The 16400-nt window shown below is 68.2% G+C and carries 18 protein-coding genes; 9 read left to right on the top strand and 9 right to left on the bottom strand.

The features are described 5' to 3' along the window. The first annotated feature begins 21 nt into the window (after positions 1 to 21). Positions 22 to 222, top strand: a complete 201-nt coding sequence (locus VGI12_07160; protein HEY2432437.1) for a DUF3079 domain-containing protein — start codon at positions 22 to 24, stop codon at positions 220 to 222. 40 nt (positions 223 to 262) lie between these two features. Here VGI12_07160 and VGI12_07155 read toward each other — a convergent pair whose 3' ends face one another. Genes VGI12_07155 through ric form a run of 6 tightly spaced genes read right to left on the bottom strand, consistent with a single transcriptional unit; the run spans position 263 to position 6959 of the window. After that, positions 263 to 544, bottom strand: coding sequence for a DUF6755 family protein (locus VGI12_07155; GenBank protein ID HEY2432436.1), 282 nt, complete (start codon positions 542 to 544; stop codon positions 263 to 265). After that, positions 541 to 1125: a Rieske 2Fe-2S domain-containing protein gene (locus VGI12_07150; GenBank protein ID HEY2432435.1), complete on the bottom strand. Its 585-nt coding sequence runs from the start codon at positions 1123 to 1125 to the stop codon at positions 541 to 543. Before VGI12_07150 ends, VGI12_07155 begins: the two co-directional genes overlap by 4 nt. Then, on the bottom strand, positions 1122 to 1697 hold the full coding sequence (locus VGI12_07145) for a 4Fe-4S dicluster domain-containing protein (GenBank protein HEY2432434.1): 576 nt from the start codon (positions 1695 to 1697) through the stop codon (positions 1122 to 1124). Before VGI12_07145 ends, VGI12_07150 begins: the two co-directional genes overlap by 4 nt. Then, positions 1694 to 3964 (bottom strand): molybdopterin oxidoreductase family protein, encoded by a 2271-nt coding sequence (locus tag VGI12_07140; protein ID HEY2432433.1) that lies wholly within the window; start codon positions 3962 to 3964, stop codon positions 1694 to 1696. The genes VGI12_07145 and VGI12_07140 overlap by 4 nt, the downstream gene beginning before the upstream one ends. Continuing rightward, positions 3939 to 6194, bottom strand: a complete 2256-nt coding sequence (locus VGI12_07135) for an MFS transporter (GenBank protein ID HEY2432432.1) — start codon at positions 6192 to 6194, stop codon at positions 3939 to 3941. Before VGI12_07135 ends, VGI12_07140 begins: the two co-directional genes overlap by 26 nt. A 39-nt stretch (positions 6195 to 6233) precedes the next feature. Further along, positions 6234 to 6959, bottom strand: coding sequence for an iron-sulfur cluster repair di-iron protein (gene ric / locus VGI12_07130; GenBank protein ID HEY2432431.1), 726 nt, complete (start codon positions 6957 to 6959; stop codon positions 6234 to 6236). 60 nt (positions 6960 to 7019) lie between these two features. On the opposite strand from ric, the gene VGI12_07125 reads away from it, so the two are divergent. Beyond that, on the top strand, positions 7020 to 7706 hold the full coding sequence (locus VGI12_07125; GenBank protein HEY2432430.1) for a Crp/Fnr family transcriptional regulator: 687 nt from the start codon (positions 7020 to 7022) through the stop codon (positions 7704 to 7706). Positions 7707 to 7739: 33 nt separating this feature from the next. On the opposite strand, the gene VGI12_07120 is transcribed toward VGI12_07125, so the two are convergent. After that, the gene (locus VGI12_07120; protein ID HEY2432429.1) at positions 7740 to 8231 is read right to left on the bottom strand and encodes a ferritin; all 492 of its coding nucleotides are present in this window, start codon (positions 8229 to 8231) and stop codon (positions 7740 to 7742) included. A 25-nt stretch (positions 8232 to 8256) separates the two neighbouring features. Between VGI12_07120 and VGI12_07115 the strand changes: the two genes are divergently transcribed. The 6 genes from VGI12_07115 (at position 8257) to VGI12_07090 (ending at position 12870) form a co-directional block, all read left to right on the top strand. Then, complete coding sequence (locus VGI12_07115; protein ID HEY2432428.1) at positions 8257 to 8748, top strand: hypothetical protein; 492 nt, start codon at positions 8257 to 8259, stop codon at positions 8746 to 8748. 89 nt (positions 8749 to 8837) lie between these two features. Continuing rightward, the gene (locus VGI12_07110; protein HEY2432427.1) at positions 8838 to 9119 is read left to right on the top strand and encodes a DciA family protein; all 282 of its coding nucleotides are present in this window, start codon (positions 8838 to 8840) and stop codon (positions 9117 to 9119) included. Beyond that, on the top strand, positions 9104 to 10291 hold the full coding sequence (locus tag VGI12_07105) for an acetyl-CoA C-acetyltransferase (GenBank protein HEY2432426.1): 1188 nt from the start codon (positions 9104 to 9106) through the stop codon (positions 10289 to 10291). The genes VGI12_07110 and VGI12_07105 overlap by 16 nt, the downstream gene beginning before the upstream one ends. 11 nt (positions 10292 to 10302) lie before the next feature. Next, positions 10303 to 11163 carry a 3-hydroxybutyryl-CoA dehydrogenase gene (locus tag VGI12_07100; GenBank protein HEY2432425.1) on the top strand — a complete coding sequence of 287 codons (861 nt, stop codon included), beginning with the start codon at positions 10303 to 10305 and terminating at the stop codon, positions 11161 to 11163. A 151-nt stretch (positions 11164 to 11314) separates the two neighbouring features. Then, positions 11315 to 12217: a hypothetical protein gene (locus tag VGI12_07095; GenBank protein HEY2432424.1), complete on the top strand. Its 903-nt coding sequence runs from the start codon at positions 11315 to 11317 to the stop codon at positions 12215 to 12217. Further along, positions 12214 to 12870 (top strand): hypothetical protein, encoded by a 657-nt coding sequence (locus VGI12_07090; protein HEY2432423.1) that lies wholly within the window; start codon positions 12214 to 12216, stop codon positions 12868 to 12870. The genes VGI12_07095 and VGI12_07090 overlap by 4 nt, the downstream gene beginning before the upstream one ends. A 52-nt stretch (positions 12871 to 12922) precedes the next feature. Here VGI12_07090 and VGI12_07085 read toward each other — a convergent pair whose 3' ends face one another. Continuing rightward, positions 12923 to 13411 carry a metal-dependent hydrolase gene (locus tag VGI12_07085; GenBank protein ID HEY2432422.1) on the bottom strand — a complete coding sequence of 163 codons (489 nt, stop codon included), beginning with the start codon at positions 13409 to 13411 and terminating at the stop codon, positions 12923 to 12925. 300 nt (positions 13412 to 13711) lie between these two features. On the opposite strand from VGI12_07085, the gene recA reads away from it, so the two are divergent. Then, on the top strand, positions 13712 to 14743 hold the full coding sequence (gene recA, locus VGI12_07080; protein ID HEY2432421.1) for a recombinase RecA: 1032 nt from the start codon (positions 13712 to 13714) through the stop codon (positions 14741 to 14743). A gap of 101 nt (positions 14744 to 14844) precedes the next feature. Here the strand turns inward: recA and VGI12_07075 are convergent, their stop codons facing one another. Beyond that, the gene (locus tag VGI12_07075; GenBank protein ID HEY2432420.1) at positions 14845 to 16395 is read right to left on the bottom strand and encodes a carboxylesterase family protein; all 1551 of its coding nucleotides are present in this window, start codon (positions 16393 to 16395) and stop codon (positions 14845 to 14847) included. Positions 16396 to 16400 lie beyond the last annotated feature (5 nt).

Here is a 16400-nt window from a genome sequence, read left to right as displayed (position 1 = left end):
CCCTGGGGGTACGATCAGGTCATGGGCGGCCTCGCCAGATCCTCACTCGAACGGCCACGGAAGCCCGAGCGCATCTGCTGGGGCTGTTCCAAGTACTGTCCGGCCGACGATCTCGCGTGCGGAAACGGCACGATTCGGGCGCCGCATCCATGCGAACTCTTCGGCGACGACTGGCTCGAGTGGATCGCCGAACGCGGGCAGCCGAAGACGCCTCAACCCTGACGTTCCAACGCCGGCGGCCCGGCCGCCGCGCCGGCCGGTGTCAGAGACGCTCCCCCATGCGCCACGGGCCCGCGCCAGTCGCCGCCGGCTCTGCCGGCATGCCGCTGCGATCAAGCCGGACCACCAGCCGATACAGCCCGCCGCAGAGCAGGAACAGGCACAACGAGACGGCGAACGCGGCCGCCGCGACACTGCGGTGGCCCGCGAGAAACGACTCCAGTGTCGCCGTCAACAGCCACATCTGGACGACCAGCAGCACGATCACGCAGGCCATCGCCGCGTCGATGGCGGCGCGGCGGCGGCGGCGCTCGAGCGGATTCACGGTTCGGCCCCTTCCTCCACGCCGAGCGCGTAGACGTCGCCATCGCGCTCCTCGATCCGGATGCGCGGCAGCGGCCGCGGCGGCGGCCCCTGCAGCACGCGTCCACTCTCGGCGGAGAATGCGCCGTTATGGCACGGGCACTCCAGGCGATCCTGCTCGGCCGCGTAGTACACCGCGCAGGACAAGTGTGTGCACTTCTGGCTGAAGGCCGCCAGCGCGCCGTTCGCCCGCCGGATCAAAATGCAGGGATCGTGGTCGTTGGGATACGAGAACACGCGGACGGTGCCGGGCTCCAGATCCCCGGCCTTCGCGATCAATGCCCGCGGGTAGGCGGCCGCCGGCGCCGCCGCCAGCGACCGGAGCCAGATCCAGCCGTTGCCGCACGCCATGCCGGCGCTGGTCAGCACGAGGAACTTCGTGAACTGCCGCCGGAGCACGTAGGCGTCTTCGGCGGCGTCGACGGAGAACTCCTCTTTCCAGACCTCTCCACGCCCACTCGCGGCCGCCGCTCCCTTCGCGTGGCCCGCTCGCGGTGCTCGCTCGCTCCGTTCCTCCGAAACCGGTTCGCCTGACGTGCTCATTGTTCCTTCCACATGTAGTCGGCCACGTCGACGGTGATGTCGCGCACGTCGGTCGGGGCCATCATCCACACCTTCGTCCGCACGTGTTCGTGTCCGAACTGGAAGTCGCGCACCGGGCGGGCCGCGCGCTGGCGTTCGATGAGGTCGGCGGGCCCGAATGTCAGCGCCTGGCTCGGACACACCGTGGCGCACATCGGCCGCAACCCGATCGACGTGCGGTCGTAGCACATGTCGCACTTCATCATCAGCTCGAGCTCGACGTGCACCGTGGGCACGCCGAACGGGCACGCCAGCACGCAGTTCGAGCACGCGATGCACCGCGGCTCGAGGGCGCTGCGCACGATGCCGTCCTCGCCGCGCTTGATTGCGTCGGCCGGGCACACCATCGCGCAGGTCGGCGTCTCGCAATGCATGCACACGGTCGGCGCGGTGGCGATACTGTTGGCCCGGTCGAGGAAGTCGACGTGGATCATCGACACGCCGCGGTGGCTGTCGCATTCCGCGCACGCCTGCATGCACGACTTGCAGCCGATGCACCGCGACGGGTCGACGAAAAACTGATAGCCGTTCACCGGTCGCTCCGCGGAAGATCGCTGCGCTGGTCGCCTGAGGCCGGAGCGCCCCAGCCCGTCTCCTCCCGCCGCCAGGTGCTCAGCTCCAACGGCGGCGCCACCTTCTCGAGACGGCACGCCGAGACCTTGAACTCGGGAATCTTGCTGCGCGGATCGAGCGTCCGGTGGGTCAGGCGGTTGGCGCTGCGCTGTCCCGGCCAGTGATACGGGATGAAGACCGTGTCGGGACGAATCGTCCGCACCACCATCGCCTGGATGACAAGCGCGGCGCGCCGTGTGGTGACCTCGAGCCAATCGCCGTCGGCGACTCCCAGCGTCGCCGCCAGCGCCGGATGCAATTCGAGGCGGGGCTCAGGGCATTGGTCGACGAGCGGACCGATCCGCCGCGTCTGGGCGCCGGAGAGATAGTGGCTCACCACGCGGCCGGTCGTCAGCAGGATCGGATACGTCGCGTCTGCCGGGTCCCCCGACTCGCGCCACTCGGTGACCTGCATGTGCGCCTTGCCGTCGGCGTGGGCGAAGCGGCCGTCGGCAAACAGGCGGGGCGTCCCCGGATGATCGAGCGTCGGGCACGGCCAGAAGACGCCCAGCTCGCGCTCGATGCGATCCCAGGTGATGCCGTAGTAGTCTGCCAGTCCGCCGCGCGAAGCCAGCCGCAGCTCCTCGTAGATGTCGCGCGTCCCGCCGGGATAGTCGAAATGCTGCCCGCGTCCGAGTGCGCGGGCGAGGTCGCAGATGATGAGCGCGTCCGATCGGGCGTCGCCCGGCGGGTCGACAGCCTTGTTGATCTTCTGCACGCGCCCCTCGGCGCTGCAGACGGTCCCCTCGTCTTCCTCCTGCAGGCTGCCGGCGAACACGATGTCGGCGTGGTGCGCCGTCTCGCAGAGGAAGAAGTCGATGATGCCGAAGAACTCGAGCTTCGACAGCGCCTCGCGCGTGAAAGCGGCGTCGGGCAGCGAGACCACCGGGTTGAAACACATCGACAGCAGCGCCTTGATCTCGCCGCGATGGATGGCTTCCATGATCTCGACCGCGCTCTTGCCGGGGCCCGGCAGGCTCTCTTCCGGGACGCCCCAGACGGACGCGATGTATTGCCGCGCGGCGGGATCCCTGATGTCACGCATGCCCGGCAGCTGATCGCACTTCTGCCCATGCTCACGTCCGCCCTGGCCGTTGCCCTGGCCGGTGATCATCATGCAGCCGGCGCCCTCGCGGCCGACATTGCCGGTGGCGAGGAAGAGATTGAGCATCGCCAGGCAGTTCTCCACTCCCTTGGAGTGATGCTCGATGCCGCGGGCATGCAGGCCCATGGCGCGATCAGTCTCGCCGATCCAGTGGGCCGCCTTGACGATGTCGTCGGGCCGCACGCCGGAGATCTCCGCGGCGCGGGCAGGGGTCCACTCCGCTACCGACGCTCGGACGGCCTCGAAGCCGGTCGTCCGATCCCGGATGAACGCGTCGCGCACCAGGCCGTCGCCGACGATGACGTGCAGCATCGCGAGGAATACGGCGAGGTCGGTCCCGGGGCGCACGGGCAGGTAGAGATCGGCGTTCCTCGTGATCGGCGTCATGCGCGGATCCATCACGATCAGCCGGCCGCCGCGCTCGCGGCACTGCCACAAGTGGTACGTCGTGATTGGCGCGCACTCGGCGGTGTTCGATCCGGCGATCAGGACGACATCGGCAGTGGCGAGATCCGGCCAGGGATTGGTGGCGCGATCGACGCCGAACGTCAGCTTGTACGCCGTGCCTGCCGACACCATGCACAGCCGGCCGTTGTAATCGATGTGTTTCGTGCCCAGCGCGACGCGCGCAAACTTTCCCAGCACGTAGGCCTTCTCGGTGACCATCGAGGCTCCGCCGTAAACGGCGATCGCGTCGGGCCCGTACTGATCGCGAATCGCGGTCAGCCGCCGTGCCGTTTCCGCGAGCGCCCGTTCGTACGAGATCTTGGCGAAGCCGGCGTCGGTCCGCTGCAGGCACGAGAGCAGCCGGTCCGGATGCGCCCCCTGCAGATAGCGCTTGACCCCTTTCGGACAAAGCATTCCGTGGTTGAACGGAAAGGCCTCCCACGGCTCGAAGCCGACGACGCGGTTGTCGCGGACCTTGAGCTGGATGCCGCACTGCATGCCGCAGAACGAACAGTGCGTCTTGACCAGCGCGTCTGGACGGCGTGCCGCGTCGCCCCAGCCGCCTGGGGGCTCGTAGTTGCGGTGCGGGCCGAACACCTCGGCCAGGCGGTCAACGGACAGCGGTGGTGTGGCCACGCGAGTTGTCCTTCAGTCGCAGTTGCGCCGTCGCCAGCGTTGCGCGCTTGCACGGCGGACAAAGCCCCTGCCACGTGCCGGCAGGGCCCTCGATTCGATAGTCGAAACCCAGTGCCGGCAGCACGTGCCGGAGGTCGTCGATCTGCATCGCGGAGGCGTAGCGCCGTTGGCACCTCGCGCAGATGGCGCCGGCGTCCTCACGTCCTGCCGCCTGATACAGCTTGACGCCGAGCTGCGCCGGACGCTGAAAGATGTGGAAGAACTTGCCGAACGGCAGGTACAAGAGCGCCCCGACCACCGTCACGGCGTGCAGGATGGCCAGGAACCCGTAGAACGCGCCGCGCAGCCACAGCGTCGAGGCGGTCAGCGCCAGCCCGGTGACCGAGATCGCAAACAGGAGCAGCAGCGGCAGGAAGTCGGACGTCCAGTCCTGCAGCGCCAAAGCGCCACGGTCGCGCATCCGTCGCCCGAGCGACAGCGCGATGCCGGCGAGGACTAGCACCGCCGACACGTCGAGGCCGTGGAACAGCAGCCACGCCAGGGGTGTCCCGAGCCGGAACGAGCCGGCCGGGAAGCCGAACAGATAGGTGACGTAGGTGAACTGGTCGCCGGCCGCCGTGCGGAAGTGGATCCAACCGAAGACCAGCGGAAAGGTGATGGCGACGGCGCTGAGGCATCCCCAGAAAAGCAGCTGGTGCATCCACCAGCGCAGGCGCGACCGTTTCAGGATGAAGGTCTGTCCCACCAGGTGCGACGCCGCGGCCGCCAGGATCGTTCGGACGCTGCGCAGGGCTCCCTCGCGTCCGACCAGTTCGAAACTGCGTTCGAAGAAGCGCCGCGTCGGCGGCTTGTTCAGCCAGATCGCGTAGTGATAGACGATGCCCCACGTCGCGAAAATCACCGCGAACGTATAGATCACCAGCGCGGGATCGAAGTTCTCGAGGTTGCGCGAGCCGACGACGATCGACGCCACGAGCAGCGCCGTCGCCATCGTCGCCCACGCACCCGCGCGAATCTGCTCGGCCTGGCGCGACGAGATCAACGCCGGTGACGCCGCCTCGATCCGGCGCTGTTGCGCGACGAACACGCGCTGGTTCAGCACCCACAAGCCGGCTGCGCTCAGCGCGAGCAGGCCGAAGCCGGGCCACAGCGCGCCGACGCGTTCGCGGAAGAAGCCCAGGAGGAGCGGCGGGAAGAAACCGCCAAGTCCGCCGATGGCGCCGACCAGGCCGGTGACGGTCGCGACGCTGCGCGGAAAGTACTGCGGCACCAGCTTGAACACGGCGCCGTTGCCCATGCCGAGCAGCGCCGCACAACCCAGCGCGCCGACCGTGAACGGCACCATCGAGGGCCACATCAGCAGCATCGCGAACGGCACCACGCCGGCCAGCACGCCCGAGAGGACGCGGGCGCCGCCGATGCGGTCGGCGAGGACGCCGCCGATCGGACGCATCAGCGTCGCCAGTACCACGAACCCCGCCGTCCGGAAGCCGGCATCCGCCGCCGTCAGGCCGAACTCGTCGCGGAGCAGCGTCGGCAGGTAGACGGAGAACGCCACGAATCCGCCGAACGTCAGGAAGTAGAACGCCGACAGTGCCCACGCCAGCCGCTCGCGCGCCAGTACCGCCACCATCTCGCCTAGCGAGGCGGCCCGCGCCGCGGCTGGGGCATTGCGCGCCAGCGCGAAGAAGAGGACGCACCCGGCCGCCGACAGCACCGCGGCGGCCTGGAACACGACGTCGCGGCCGTAGCGCGCCGCGATCACCGGGCCGAGAAACACGGCGGCCGACTGCCCCATGTTGCCGAGGCCGTAGATGCCGAGCGCCGTCCCCTGCGATTCGACGGTGAACCACTGCGACGAGAAGCCCACGCCGATCGCGAACGACGACCCGGCGACGCCGAGAAGGAACGCGTATGCGAGCAGCCGCGCATATGTGTCGGCGGTGGGGACGATGGCCGCCGCGACGGCGACGAACGCAAACAGCGAGGCGAACATCGCGCGGCCGCCGAGCCGATCGGTGAGCATGCCCATCGGCAGCCTGGCCAGCGAACCGAGCAGCACCGGAACCGCGACGAGCAGCGACGTCTGCTGCGCGCTGAGATGGAACTGAGTGCGAAACGACGGCGCGAAGGCGCTGATCAGCCCCCACGCCGCGAATCCCATCGCGAGCGAGATGGTCGCGAACGCAAGATTGCGCCACGCGCCAGGCTGCTGCACGGTCGACGCCACTGTATCCCTCGGGGGGAGGCCACGCAACCGGCGCAGGGCCTACGCCCGCGCCGCGGTCTGCATCGCGATGGCCCTGGGGAACAGGATGTTGTTCTCCAGGTGGACGTGCGCGTGCAGATCGCGTTCGAACGCCTCGAGCTCCGAGAACGCGACCCGATAGGTCGTGCACGCGTCGGCGGGCGGCTGGTAGCCACTTGTCAGCTCGCGGATCTCGGCCATCGCGTCGCCGACGACCTGGTGCTCCGCTTCCATCGCGTGAATGGGATTGGCAACGGCGCCGAACGGCGCAGCCACGGCTGCTCCGCCGGTCTCGGCGGCGGCCTCGAGCGCGGCGATGAATGGAAAGAGAATCCGCTCCTCTTTCTGCATGTGATCCGTCATCTCGTCGGCCACGCGGGCGACGATCGCCGCCAGCCGGATCAGTTCCGGGTGGCGTTGGCCGTGCACCGTGGCGATCCTGCCGGAGTACTGCAGCATCGGCGCCAGTGCGCCGCGTACGAATGCATGGTGATGATCGACGATGTAGACGACGAGCCGGCGCGCGCTCCAGGACGCGAAGGACGGCGCATCGGGGGCCCGCCCGTTGAGGACGGCATCGATCTCCCGAATCAGGCCGGCAGTGTCGACGCCGGCGGCGCGGCAGGCCTGCTCGATGGTGCGGCGCCCGCCGCAGCAGAAGTCGAGGCCGTGGCGTTCGAACACCGCCGCCGTCTGGTAGTCGCTGGCGACGACATCGCCGATCGGCGTCGCCGGTGTGGCAGTCATGAAGGTCACCTCCGGCCGCAGACTATCGCCCGGAGCTCCGGACCTCCTATGATCCCGATCATGTCGCCAGCCGCGGAGCTCCTGAGGGTCACGCCCATCTTCAATCGCATGACGGCGGCGGATCGGCAACGGATCGCGGACGTGGCGCGCGTGCAGACGTTCGGGCGCGCCGACACGATCTTCGAGCAGGACTCGCCGTCCACCGCCTTCTACGCCATCGTCTCGGGCCGGGTGAAAATCTTCAAGACGCTGCCGAGCGGCCGGGACGTGATCCTCGAAGTGTTCGGGCCGGGCGACCCGCTCGGCGCCGTCGCCGTCTACATGGACCGGCCCTTTCCGGCCAGCGCGGCGGCGCTCGAGGACACGACCTGCGTCGTCATTCCGCGGGACGCCTTCTATCGCATCCTCGAAGCGCAGCCGCTCCTGGTGCGGGGTCTGCTGCTGGGACTGACGACACGGCTCGTCGAACTGACCAACCAACTCGCCGAACTGAGCGGCGGGCACATCGAACCGCGCTTCGCACGCCTGTTCCTGAAGCTCGCCGGCGAGATGGGACAGGCCGGCGACGGCGGCGTACGCATTCCGCTGGCGCTGTCGCGCCAGGAGCTGGCCGACTTCACCGGCACGACCGTCGAGACGTGCATCCGGATCATGAGCCGCTGGAACAAGAGCGACGTCGTACGGACGACGAAGGGTGGCTTCATCGTCGTGGACCGGAAGCGGCTCGAACGGATCGCGGCCGGATGAGTCCGGTCATCCGGCGGAGGCCGCCCGGGTTAGCTAACCAGCCTTTTCGATGTGAATGAGGTAGGCCTCGACCATCAGCAGGTTCTTCTCGCCGGACTGGCGGATCACCGACAGGAGCCGGTCCATCTTCACGACTTCCTCGAGCTGCTCGTCGATGAACCACTGCAGGAAGCTCTGGGCGAGGTAGTCGTTGTCCTTCACCGCCTGCTCCATCAGCGCGGTGATCTGGCGCGTCACCTCCTGCTCCCATTTGAGCGCCGCCGCAACCGCCGCTTCCGCGGAGTCGAACGTCGGCGTCGGAGCGGGAATCTCGGGAATGCGCAGCGCTCCCTTGGTGTCGAGCAGATACTTGACGAACTTCATCGCGTGCTCGCGCTCTTCTTCGGCCTGGGCGAAGAACAACTTGGCCAGCAGCGTGAGATGCATCCGCTGGAAGTGTGCGGCGATGCCGACGTACTGCATGCTGGCGCCGAACTCGTGCCCGACCTGGGCGTTGAAGGATGTGGCGAGCGCGGGACTGATCATGTCGCAATTATAGTCGGGCTTGGGAGTGGCTCGGCCGCAGGCGTTATGGCTCCGCTCGCTGGCACACGAGTTGCGACTGATCTCGGTGACGGGAGGAACGCTGGTGGATCAGTGCTCGGTTCTTTACATCGCGCCCGGCGCGCAAGGCGATGCTCACATCGACGCTCTGCGCACTCTCGGCTTCTCCGTCGACGTGGTTGGCGATCTGCCGACAGCGCAGGTCCTGAGCGCTTACCATGCAGTGGTCGTTCGGGTGGCCTGGCAGGTTCATCTGCCCGGACTCGGCGCAAGACTTCGCGTCAAGCCGCATTTCGGGCGGCGCGTCCTGGTGGCCCTCGTCTCCGACGTGACCACCGAGCGGCAACGCCGCGAGGCCACCGCATCGGGATTCGACGTGGCGCTGCCCGAGTCCTGCACGGCGCGCGATCTGGCGGCGCACATTCTGCGGCGCCTGCGGCCGATGCCCGAGTACCGATGTCTGCTGCGCGGGCCGATCCGCCGCCGCAGTGCGGCCTGAGTCACGGCGTCCCTGCACATCGACCGTCACCTGCCGATACGCGGCGCGTCGGCGATCGCTGCGCCTGCCACTGAGCGTATGATCGCGTGATGGATTCGCTCCAGTCGTTCGCCCCGGGCGTGATCGCCGATGTCATCCGGCGCCAGCCCGCTTCGCCGGCGAGGACGGCGTTCGCGTGGACGGTCGCGGCGGGCCCCGCGATGGGCCGTGCCGCCACGGTCGAGGCGCGCAACGGCGTGCTGTTCGTCACGCCGAAGGATCCGCGCTGGTCGCGCGAGATCGAGCGTGTCGGCGACACGATTCTTCACCGCATCCAGCAATTGCTCGGCCACGACGCCGTGACGGGGATCAAGGTATGCGGGAAGCGGTAATCGTCTCCGCCGTCCGTACGGCCACCGGCAGGTTTCTCGGTTCACTGAAGGATTTCACCGCTCCCGAGCTCGGCGCGATCGCCGTGCGCGAGGCGGTTCGCCGCGCCGGTATCGATGCGGCCCTGGTCGAGGAATGCATCATGGGCAACGTGGTGACCGCCGGCGAGGGCCAGAACCCGGCGCGGCAGGCCGCCCTCCGAGGAGGCCTGCACGAGCGCGTCTCCGCGACGACCGTCAACAAAGTCTGCGGCTCGGGCCTGAAGGCCGTGATGCTCGCCGCGCAGGGCATCGCCACCGGCGACATCGACGTGGCCGTGGCGGGCGGCATGGAGTCGATGAGCCACACGCCGTACCTGGTGCAGCGCCTGCGAGAAGGCCTGCGCATGGGCAACGGGACGCTCGTCGACGCGATGATCCACGACGGGCTGTGGTGCGCGTTCGAGCAGTGCCACATGGGATTGGCCGGGGAATACGTGTCGGAACGCTACGGCGTTGGACGCGACGCCCAGGACGCCTACGCCGTCGACAGTCATCGCAAGGCGGCGCACGCGAGCGAGCAGGGCTGGTTCGCCGACGAGATCGTCGCCGTGGACATCCCGCAGAAAAAGGGGCCGGCGGTCGTGTTCGACCGCGACGAAGCGGTGCGCGCTGAGACATCGATCGAGGCGCTCTCCGCGCTGAAACCCGCCTTCAAGACAGACGGAACGGTCACCGCCGGCAACGCGCCAGGGGTCAACGACGGCGCCGCGGCGCTGGTGGTGATGTCCGCCGACAAGGCGAAGTCGCTCGGACTGACCCCGCTCGTCCGGATCGTCGGACAGGCCGCCAGCGGGCTCGCGCCGAAGCTGGTGCTGATGACGCCCGTCGAAGCCGTCCGGAAGGTGGCGGCCAAGGTCGGCTGGGCGCTCGCAGACGTCGACCTGTTCGAGATTAACGAGGCCTTCTCGGTCCAGATGGTGGCCGTCCTCCACGAGCTCGGTCTTGCGCCTGCGAAGGTCAACGTGCAGGGCGGGGCGGTGGCGCTCGGCCATCCGATCGGGGCCAGCGGCGCGCGCGTGCTGACCACGCTGATTCACGCGCTGCGGCGCACCGGTGGCCGGCGCGGCATCGCGGCACTCTGCCTGGGCGGCGGCAACGGCGTGTCGCTCGCCATCGAAACCCTCTCGGCCTAGCTCGCAGCGGAGTGACAGCGCACATGGAGATCAAGACGGTCGGCGTCGTCGGCGCCGGGACGATGGGCAATGGCATCGCGCAGGTCTTCGCCCAGGCGGGTTACGCCACGCGGCTGTGCGATACGTTTCCCGGCGCGCTCGACAAGGCGCTCGGCACGATCGGCAGGAGCCTCGACCGCTTCGTCGAGAAGGGCAAGCTGTCGGCGGACGCCCGCGACGCGGCGCTCGGCCGCCTGACGACCTCGTCCTCACTCGATGGCCTCGCGGATGCGGACTACGTCGTCGAGGCGATCGCCGAAAACGTCGAGGCCAAGATCGCGACACTGGCGCGGCTCGACGCGATCACGCGACCCGACGTCGTCCTGTCGTCGAACACGTCATCGATCTCCATCACCGCGCTCGGCGCGGCGACCAGACGACCCGACAGGGTGCTGGGCATGCACTTCATGAACCCGGTGCCGCTGATGGTGCTGGTCGAGTTGATCCGCGGACAGGCGACCTCCGACGAGTCGATGCGTCTGGCGACCGACCTGTGCACGACGCTCGGCAAGACGCCGGTGACGGCGGCCGATTATCCCGGCTTCATCGCCAATCGCATCCTGATGCCGATGATCAACGAGGCGATCTACGCGGTCATGGAAGGGGTCGGATCGCCGGAGGCGATCGACACCGTCATGAAGCTGGGCATGAACCACCCGATGGGGCCATTGACGCTCGCGGATTTCATCGGCCTGGACGTCTGTCTCGCGATTCTTACCGTGCTGCAGGACGGCCTCGGCGATCCGAAGTATCGTCCGTGCCCGCTGCTGCGCCGCATGGTGGCGGCCGGGCAGCTCGGGCGGAAGAGCGGGCGGGGATTTTACAATTATTGAGCCTGCCTGCGGGGCGCCGCGGCCGGTGTGCGATACACTGGCGCGCGCGAACCCGGAGGGCCTGGATGAACGTGTCTCGGTGGCCGATTCATCTTGTGAAGAACGACCGTGCGGAGAGCACGCCGAGGTTCGTCTGCCTGGAGACGCTCGGATGACCCGGCCGCCGCTGCTGGCGATCGTGGCGCTGGCCGGGACGTGCACGCTGCCGGCCGTCGCCGCGCCGCAGTCGTCCGAGGTCGGACGCCTGCTCGAGCACATCGGCGACCGCGTGACCCGCTACTACCACCGCGCCCAGAGCCTCGTCTGCACGGAAACCTCGACCATGCAGCCGGTCAACCGGGACTGGAGCTGGGAGGGCTTGTCGCGGACGGTCGAGTCCGAGCTGCGCGTCGAGGCCGAAGCCTCGGACGGCCAGCCGCTGCCGGAAGCCCGGCTGATCCGAGACATCCGCCGCGTGAACGGACGCGAGCCGCGCGACCGCGACCGGACAGACCGCTCCGGCTGCACCGATCCTGATCCGTTTTCGGCCGAACCGCTGGCCTTCCTGCTGCGATCGCACAGCGAGGAGTATCGCTTCACCGCGGTGCACGAGACCCGCGAGCGCAACCGCGCCGCACTCGTACTCGATTTCGAATCGGCGGACCGCACGAACAAGGCCGATCTCATCGAGGACCCGCGCGGCCACGACGACTGCTTCGACTGGCGCGGTCCGATCGCGGTCCGCGGCCGCGTCTGGGTCGATGCGCTCAGCTATGAGGTCCTGCGCGTTGACCGCTACAACGCCGGCCCTGTCGATCTACGGGTGCCGTCGCCGCTGCAGCGCAAGCATGGACTGAGCCCCTACGTGACGCTCGATCGCGAGGATCGGTCGATGCGATTCAAGGAAATCGCCTTCCGCGATCCCGACGAGATCATCCTGCTGCCCGAATCGATCGAGTCGCTGGTCGTCGTCCGCAATGGACTGCAGTCGATGCGGAGCACGACGACGTTCCGCGACTACCACCGCTTCCTGACGGTCAGCCGCGTCACGGCGAAGCGCGACGGCGGATCGTGATCGCCCCGATCGAACCCGAACCACGCTGGCACGCGCTCATCGCCGTCATCGCCGTCGCCGGTCTCAATCTGGCGCTGCCGCCGAGGCTGATCGTCGGACCGCGGATGGTCCTGCCGGTCGTCGTCGGCGTGCTGCTCGTGCCGCTCGTGGCGGCCGGACGGTCCGGCCGGCATCGGATGAACCACGCGATCGGGCTCACGGTCAACGTCGTGCTGACACTGGCCATGATCGCGTCGCTGGCGCTGCTGGTCGCGGCGCTGCCGGCCCAGGAGGAATCCGGAGCGGAGCTGCTCATATCGGCGGCGTCGTTGTGGCTGACCAACATTCTGGTGTTTGCGCTCTGGTACTGGCGTCTCGACGCCGGCGGCCCGAACGCGCGCGACCGGCGCGAACGGCACACGGGGGGCGCTTTCCTCTTCCCGCAGATGATGACGCCCGCGGGTTTCGATCCGGAAGCGGCCCGCTGGGCGCCCCAGTTCATCGACTATCTCTTTCTGGCGTTCAACTCCAGCACCGCATTCTCGCCGACCGATACCCCGGTGCTGACCCGCTGGGGCAAGATCCTGATGATCGTGCAGTCGCTGATCTCGCTGGTCGCGCTGGCGCTGCTTGCGGCGCGCGCCGTGAACATCCTCGGGTCCGCGCACGGGTGACGCGTGGGGCCGGGGGACGGACGGCCGGCATCGGGACGGCCGGCGGGCGCGATTACGCCGTCCGCCGGCGCCACCGCCAGAGCGCCAGCGCCGCGACCGGTCCGAGCACGACAAGCTCGACCGCGACGGCGTGTGCGTTGTAGCGCCAGAAGCGCGCTTCCCAGTACTTGCGCGATACCGCCGGAAAGATCTCGATGGCGGACTTGTAGTAGCGGTGCGTCAGCGGCCAGAACGCCATGATGCCGATCGGCGGGCGCGTGTCGTTGCTCAGCCAGTCGAGCAGGACGTGCGACGCCCAGGCGAGAGCGACCGCGGCGCCCCACCGCCAACGATTCCGCCGCGCGATCGCCGCCATCGCCGCGCCGGCAATGAGCGCCGAGCCCAGGCTGTGGCTGGCACCGCGGTGCGTGCCAAGCAGCAGGTCCAGATCCGGCGCGATGGCGGCCGAAGCCACGATCAGGGCCGCGCGGCGCGTCCGCTCGGGCACGAGCGGCCACGCTGCGGCGATCCCTCCCAACCCGTGTCCGACCGGCGAGGGCATCGATCAGGCGCCCTGGATCACACGCGAAGAGCTGACGAATGGCGGCATGGGCCTGCCGATCATAGATGACCCCGTCTGTCACCGGGCACCGGTAGGCTGCTCGGGTGGCGCAACCGGGGTTGCGCTGCGGGCGTGGGCTGCACACTCCTGCAACCGGGGCGAAAGTGGCAGTCGCATGCAAGTCGCGCTTTTACAGTCAGCTACGAAGACGACGTGAACATCTTTCGCTTGACAGCTGTCGGGCACGACTTTAGAATTCGGACCACCGCGACGAACCGCACACGTCAGTCAGGAGCATTCATGGCAGCTGAAGATCGCAACGACCGCGAGCGCCTCAAGGCCGTCGAGATGGCCGTCGGCCAGATCGAAAAGCAGTTCGGCAAGGGCTCGATCATGCGTCTGGGCTCGAAGGACGTCATCGCCCAGATTCCCGCGATTTCCACCGGCTCGGTGAGCCTCGACTACGCGCTGGGGATTGGCGGCATGCCGCGCGGCCGCGTCATCGAGATCTTCGGGCCCGAATCCTCGGGCAAGACGACGCTCGCGCTGCAAGTGATCGCGGAGGCGCAGAAGACCGGCGGCATGGCGGCGTTCGTCGATGCCGAGCACGCGCTCGACGCGCAGTATGCCAGGAAGCTCGGCGTCGATCTCGACAACCTGCTCGTGTCGCAGCCCGACAACGGCGAGCAGGCGCTCGAGATCGTCGAGGTCCTGGTGCGATCTGGCGGCGTCGATGTGGTCGTGGTCGACTCGGTGGCCGCGCTCGTGCCGCGGGCCGAAATCGAAGGGGAAATGGGCGAAGCGCAGATGGGGCTGCAGGCGCGCCTCATGTCGCAGGCGCTCCGCAAGCTCACCGGCATCGTGTCGAAATCGAAGACCTGCCTGATCTTCATCAATCAGCTGCGCGAGAAGATCGGCGTGATGTTCGGCAACCCGGAAACGACGACCGGAGGCCGCGCCCTGAAGTTCTACGCCTCGGTGCGCGTCGACATCCGCCGCATCGGCGCCATCAAGGACGGCGACGTCGTCGTCGGGGGCCGGACGCGCGTGAAGGTCGTCAAGAACAAGGTCGCCCCGCCCTTCCGCGAGGCGGAATTCGACGTCATGTACGGCGAAGGCATCTCGCGAGAGGGCGACCTGCTCGACATCGCGGTCGACAAGAAGATCGTCGACAAGAGCGGTACCTGGTTCGCCTATAGCGGCGAACGGCTCGGCCAGGGGCGCGAAAACGTCAAGCAGTTCCTCAAGGACAACCCCGCGACGGCAAAAGCGATCGAGGAAAAAGTCCGCAAAGAACTGGGCCTCCTCGCAGAGGAAACCACGGCCGTCTGACGCCGAGGCCGGAAGTGTCCGGCCTTCGAAAGGGTGGCGGTCATGAACGGTCGATGGACCATTTGGCAGCCCAATGGTCTATCGACCGTTCATGGCCGCGACTACTTCGCCGAGTAGATCCGATCGAGCAGCAAATACCGAGGACGGGTCTTGTCGGCCTCGGCGCGTGAAGTTACGTCGATGTGCATGACCTCGGCGTTACCGGCTTTTTTGATCGCCGGCCACTTTGGCGCCTTGCCGCCGTTCGGGTCGCCTGTCTTGATGAAGTTCGCGAAGTACGTCGACATCGTCTCGGACACTTTCCGGTCGTCGTTCGTCCACGCATAGACGTCGTTGCCCGGCAGGTTCCCCATCGCATATTCGATTTCTGCAGAGTGCGCGGCGCCTCGGGCCGCTCCCTGGGGGCCCTTGTCCGGGTTCATCGCGGGGCGTGGCCGCGAATAGTAGTAGCGGTAGGTCGGCTTCCCGCCGGTCTGCGCGTGCAGATCGATCCACTTCCAGGTGCTGAACGCGATGAAGCGGTCACTCGCCAGGGCTGTGGCGGCGTCGGTCACCTCGTCGGGGGTGTGGCCCGAATAGAGCGCCAGCACCTGGTCCGCGTGCGCTTCGAATCCTGGCAGCGCGCGGACGGCCTTGGCGTAACCCTCGGCCGTCGGCTCGACGCCGCGTCCCAGCACTGCCGCCGCGGCACTCTCCTGTGAATTCCACCCGGCGAGCAGTGGCACGTGCGCCTGTTCACCGGCCCGGAAGATGTCGGCGACCGACTTCGGCAGGAAGGCGCCGTCGATCGTGATGGGAAACCGCGGGCCCTGAACGGCGAGCACGGCATCGGCCGGCATGGCCCTGAGATCGGCAAGCGACTCGGCCTTCGCGGCGGTCGCGAACGCCTGCCCCGTCTTTTCGGCCTGGGCCAGCGGCGCCGGCTCGAAGGTCGGGTTGATCGCCGCGCCGCTCTCGCCGATGGCGCCGGCGATCAGGCCTCGTGACAGCGGCGACGCCATCAGTGCGCTGACCGAGATCGATCCGGCCGACTCGCCCGCGATCGTCACGTGCCGCGGATCGCCGCCGAACGCCGCGATGTTGTCGTGCACCCAGGCGAGAGCCGCCACCTGGTCGAGCAGGCCGTAGTCGCCCGACGCGTGCTTCGGCGACTCCTTGGTCAATTCGGGATGGGCCATGAAGCCGAACACGCCGAGCCGGTAGTTGACCGTCAGCGCGACGATCCCCTTTCGCGCCATGAAGGCGCCGTCGTAGCGCGGTTCGGACCCGTCGCCGGCCGTGAAGCCGCCGCCGTAGAAGTAGACCAGCACCGGCAGCCGTTCACGGCCCGTCTTTGCCGGTGTCCAGACGTTGAGAAACAGGCAGTCCTCGCTCATGCCGCTGGCGCGGAACACCATGTCGGCGAACTGACGGCGCTGCATGCACTGCGCCCCGAAGGCGGTCGCCTTGCGGACCTCCGTCCACGCCGCCGCCGGCTGCGGCGGTTGCCAGCGCAGCGGCCCGACCGGCGGCGCTGCGTACGGAATGCCCTTGTAGACGCGCAGTCCGTCGGCCTCCGTGGTGCCGGAGACCGGACCGGAATTGATATCAACGCGATCGACTGCCGCGGGAAGGAGGAGGGCGATCAGAGATGCGGCGAGAAGGGGCTTCATGCCGC

Source organism: Vicinamibacterales bacterium (assembly GCA_036496585.1).
Classification (GTDB): domain Bacteria; phylum Acidobacteriota; class Vicinamibacteria; order Vicinamibacterales; family 2-12-FULL-66-21; genus JAICSD01.
Note: the sequence above shows the minus strand (reverse complement) of the source record. Positions and strands in the feature narration are given on the sequence as shown.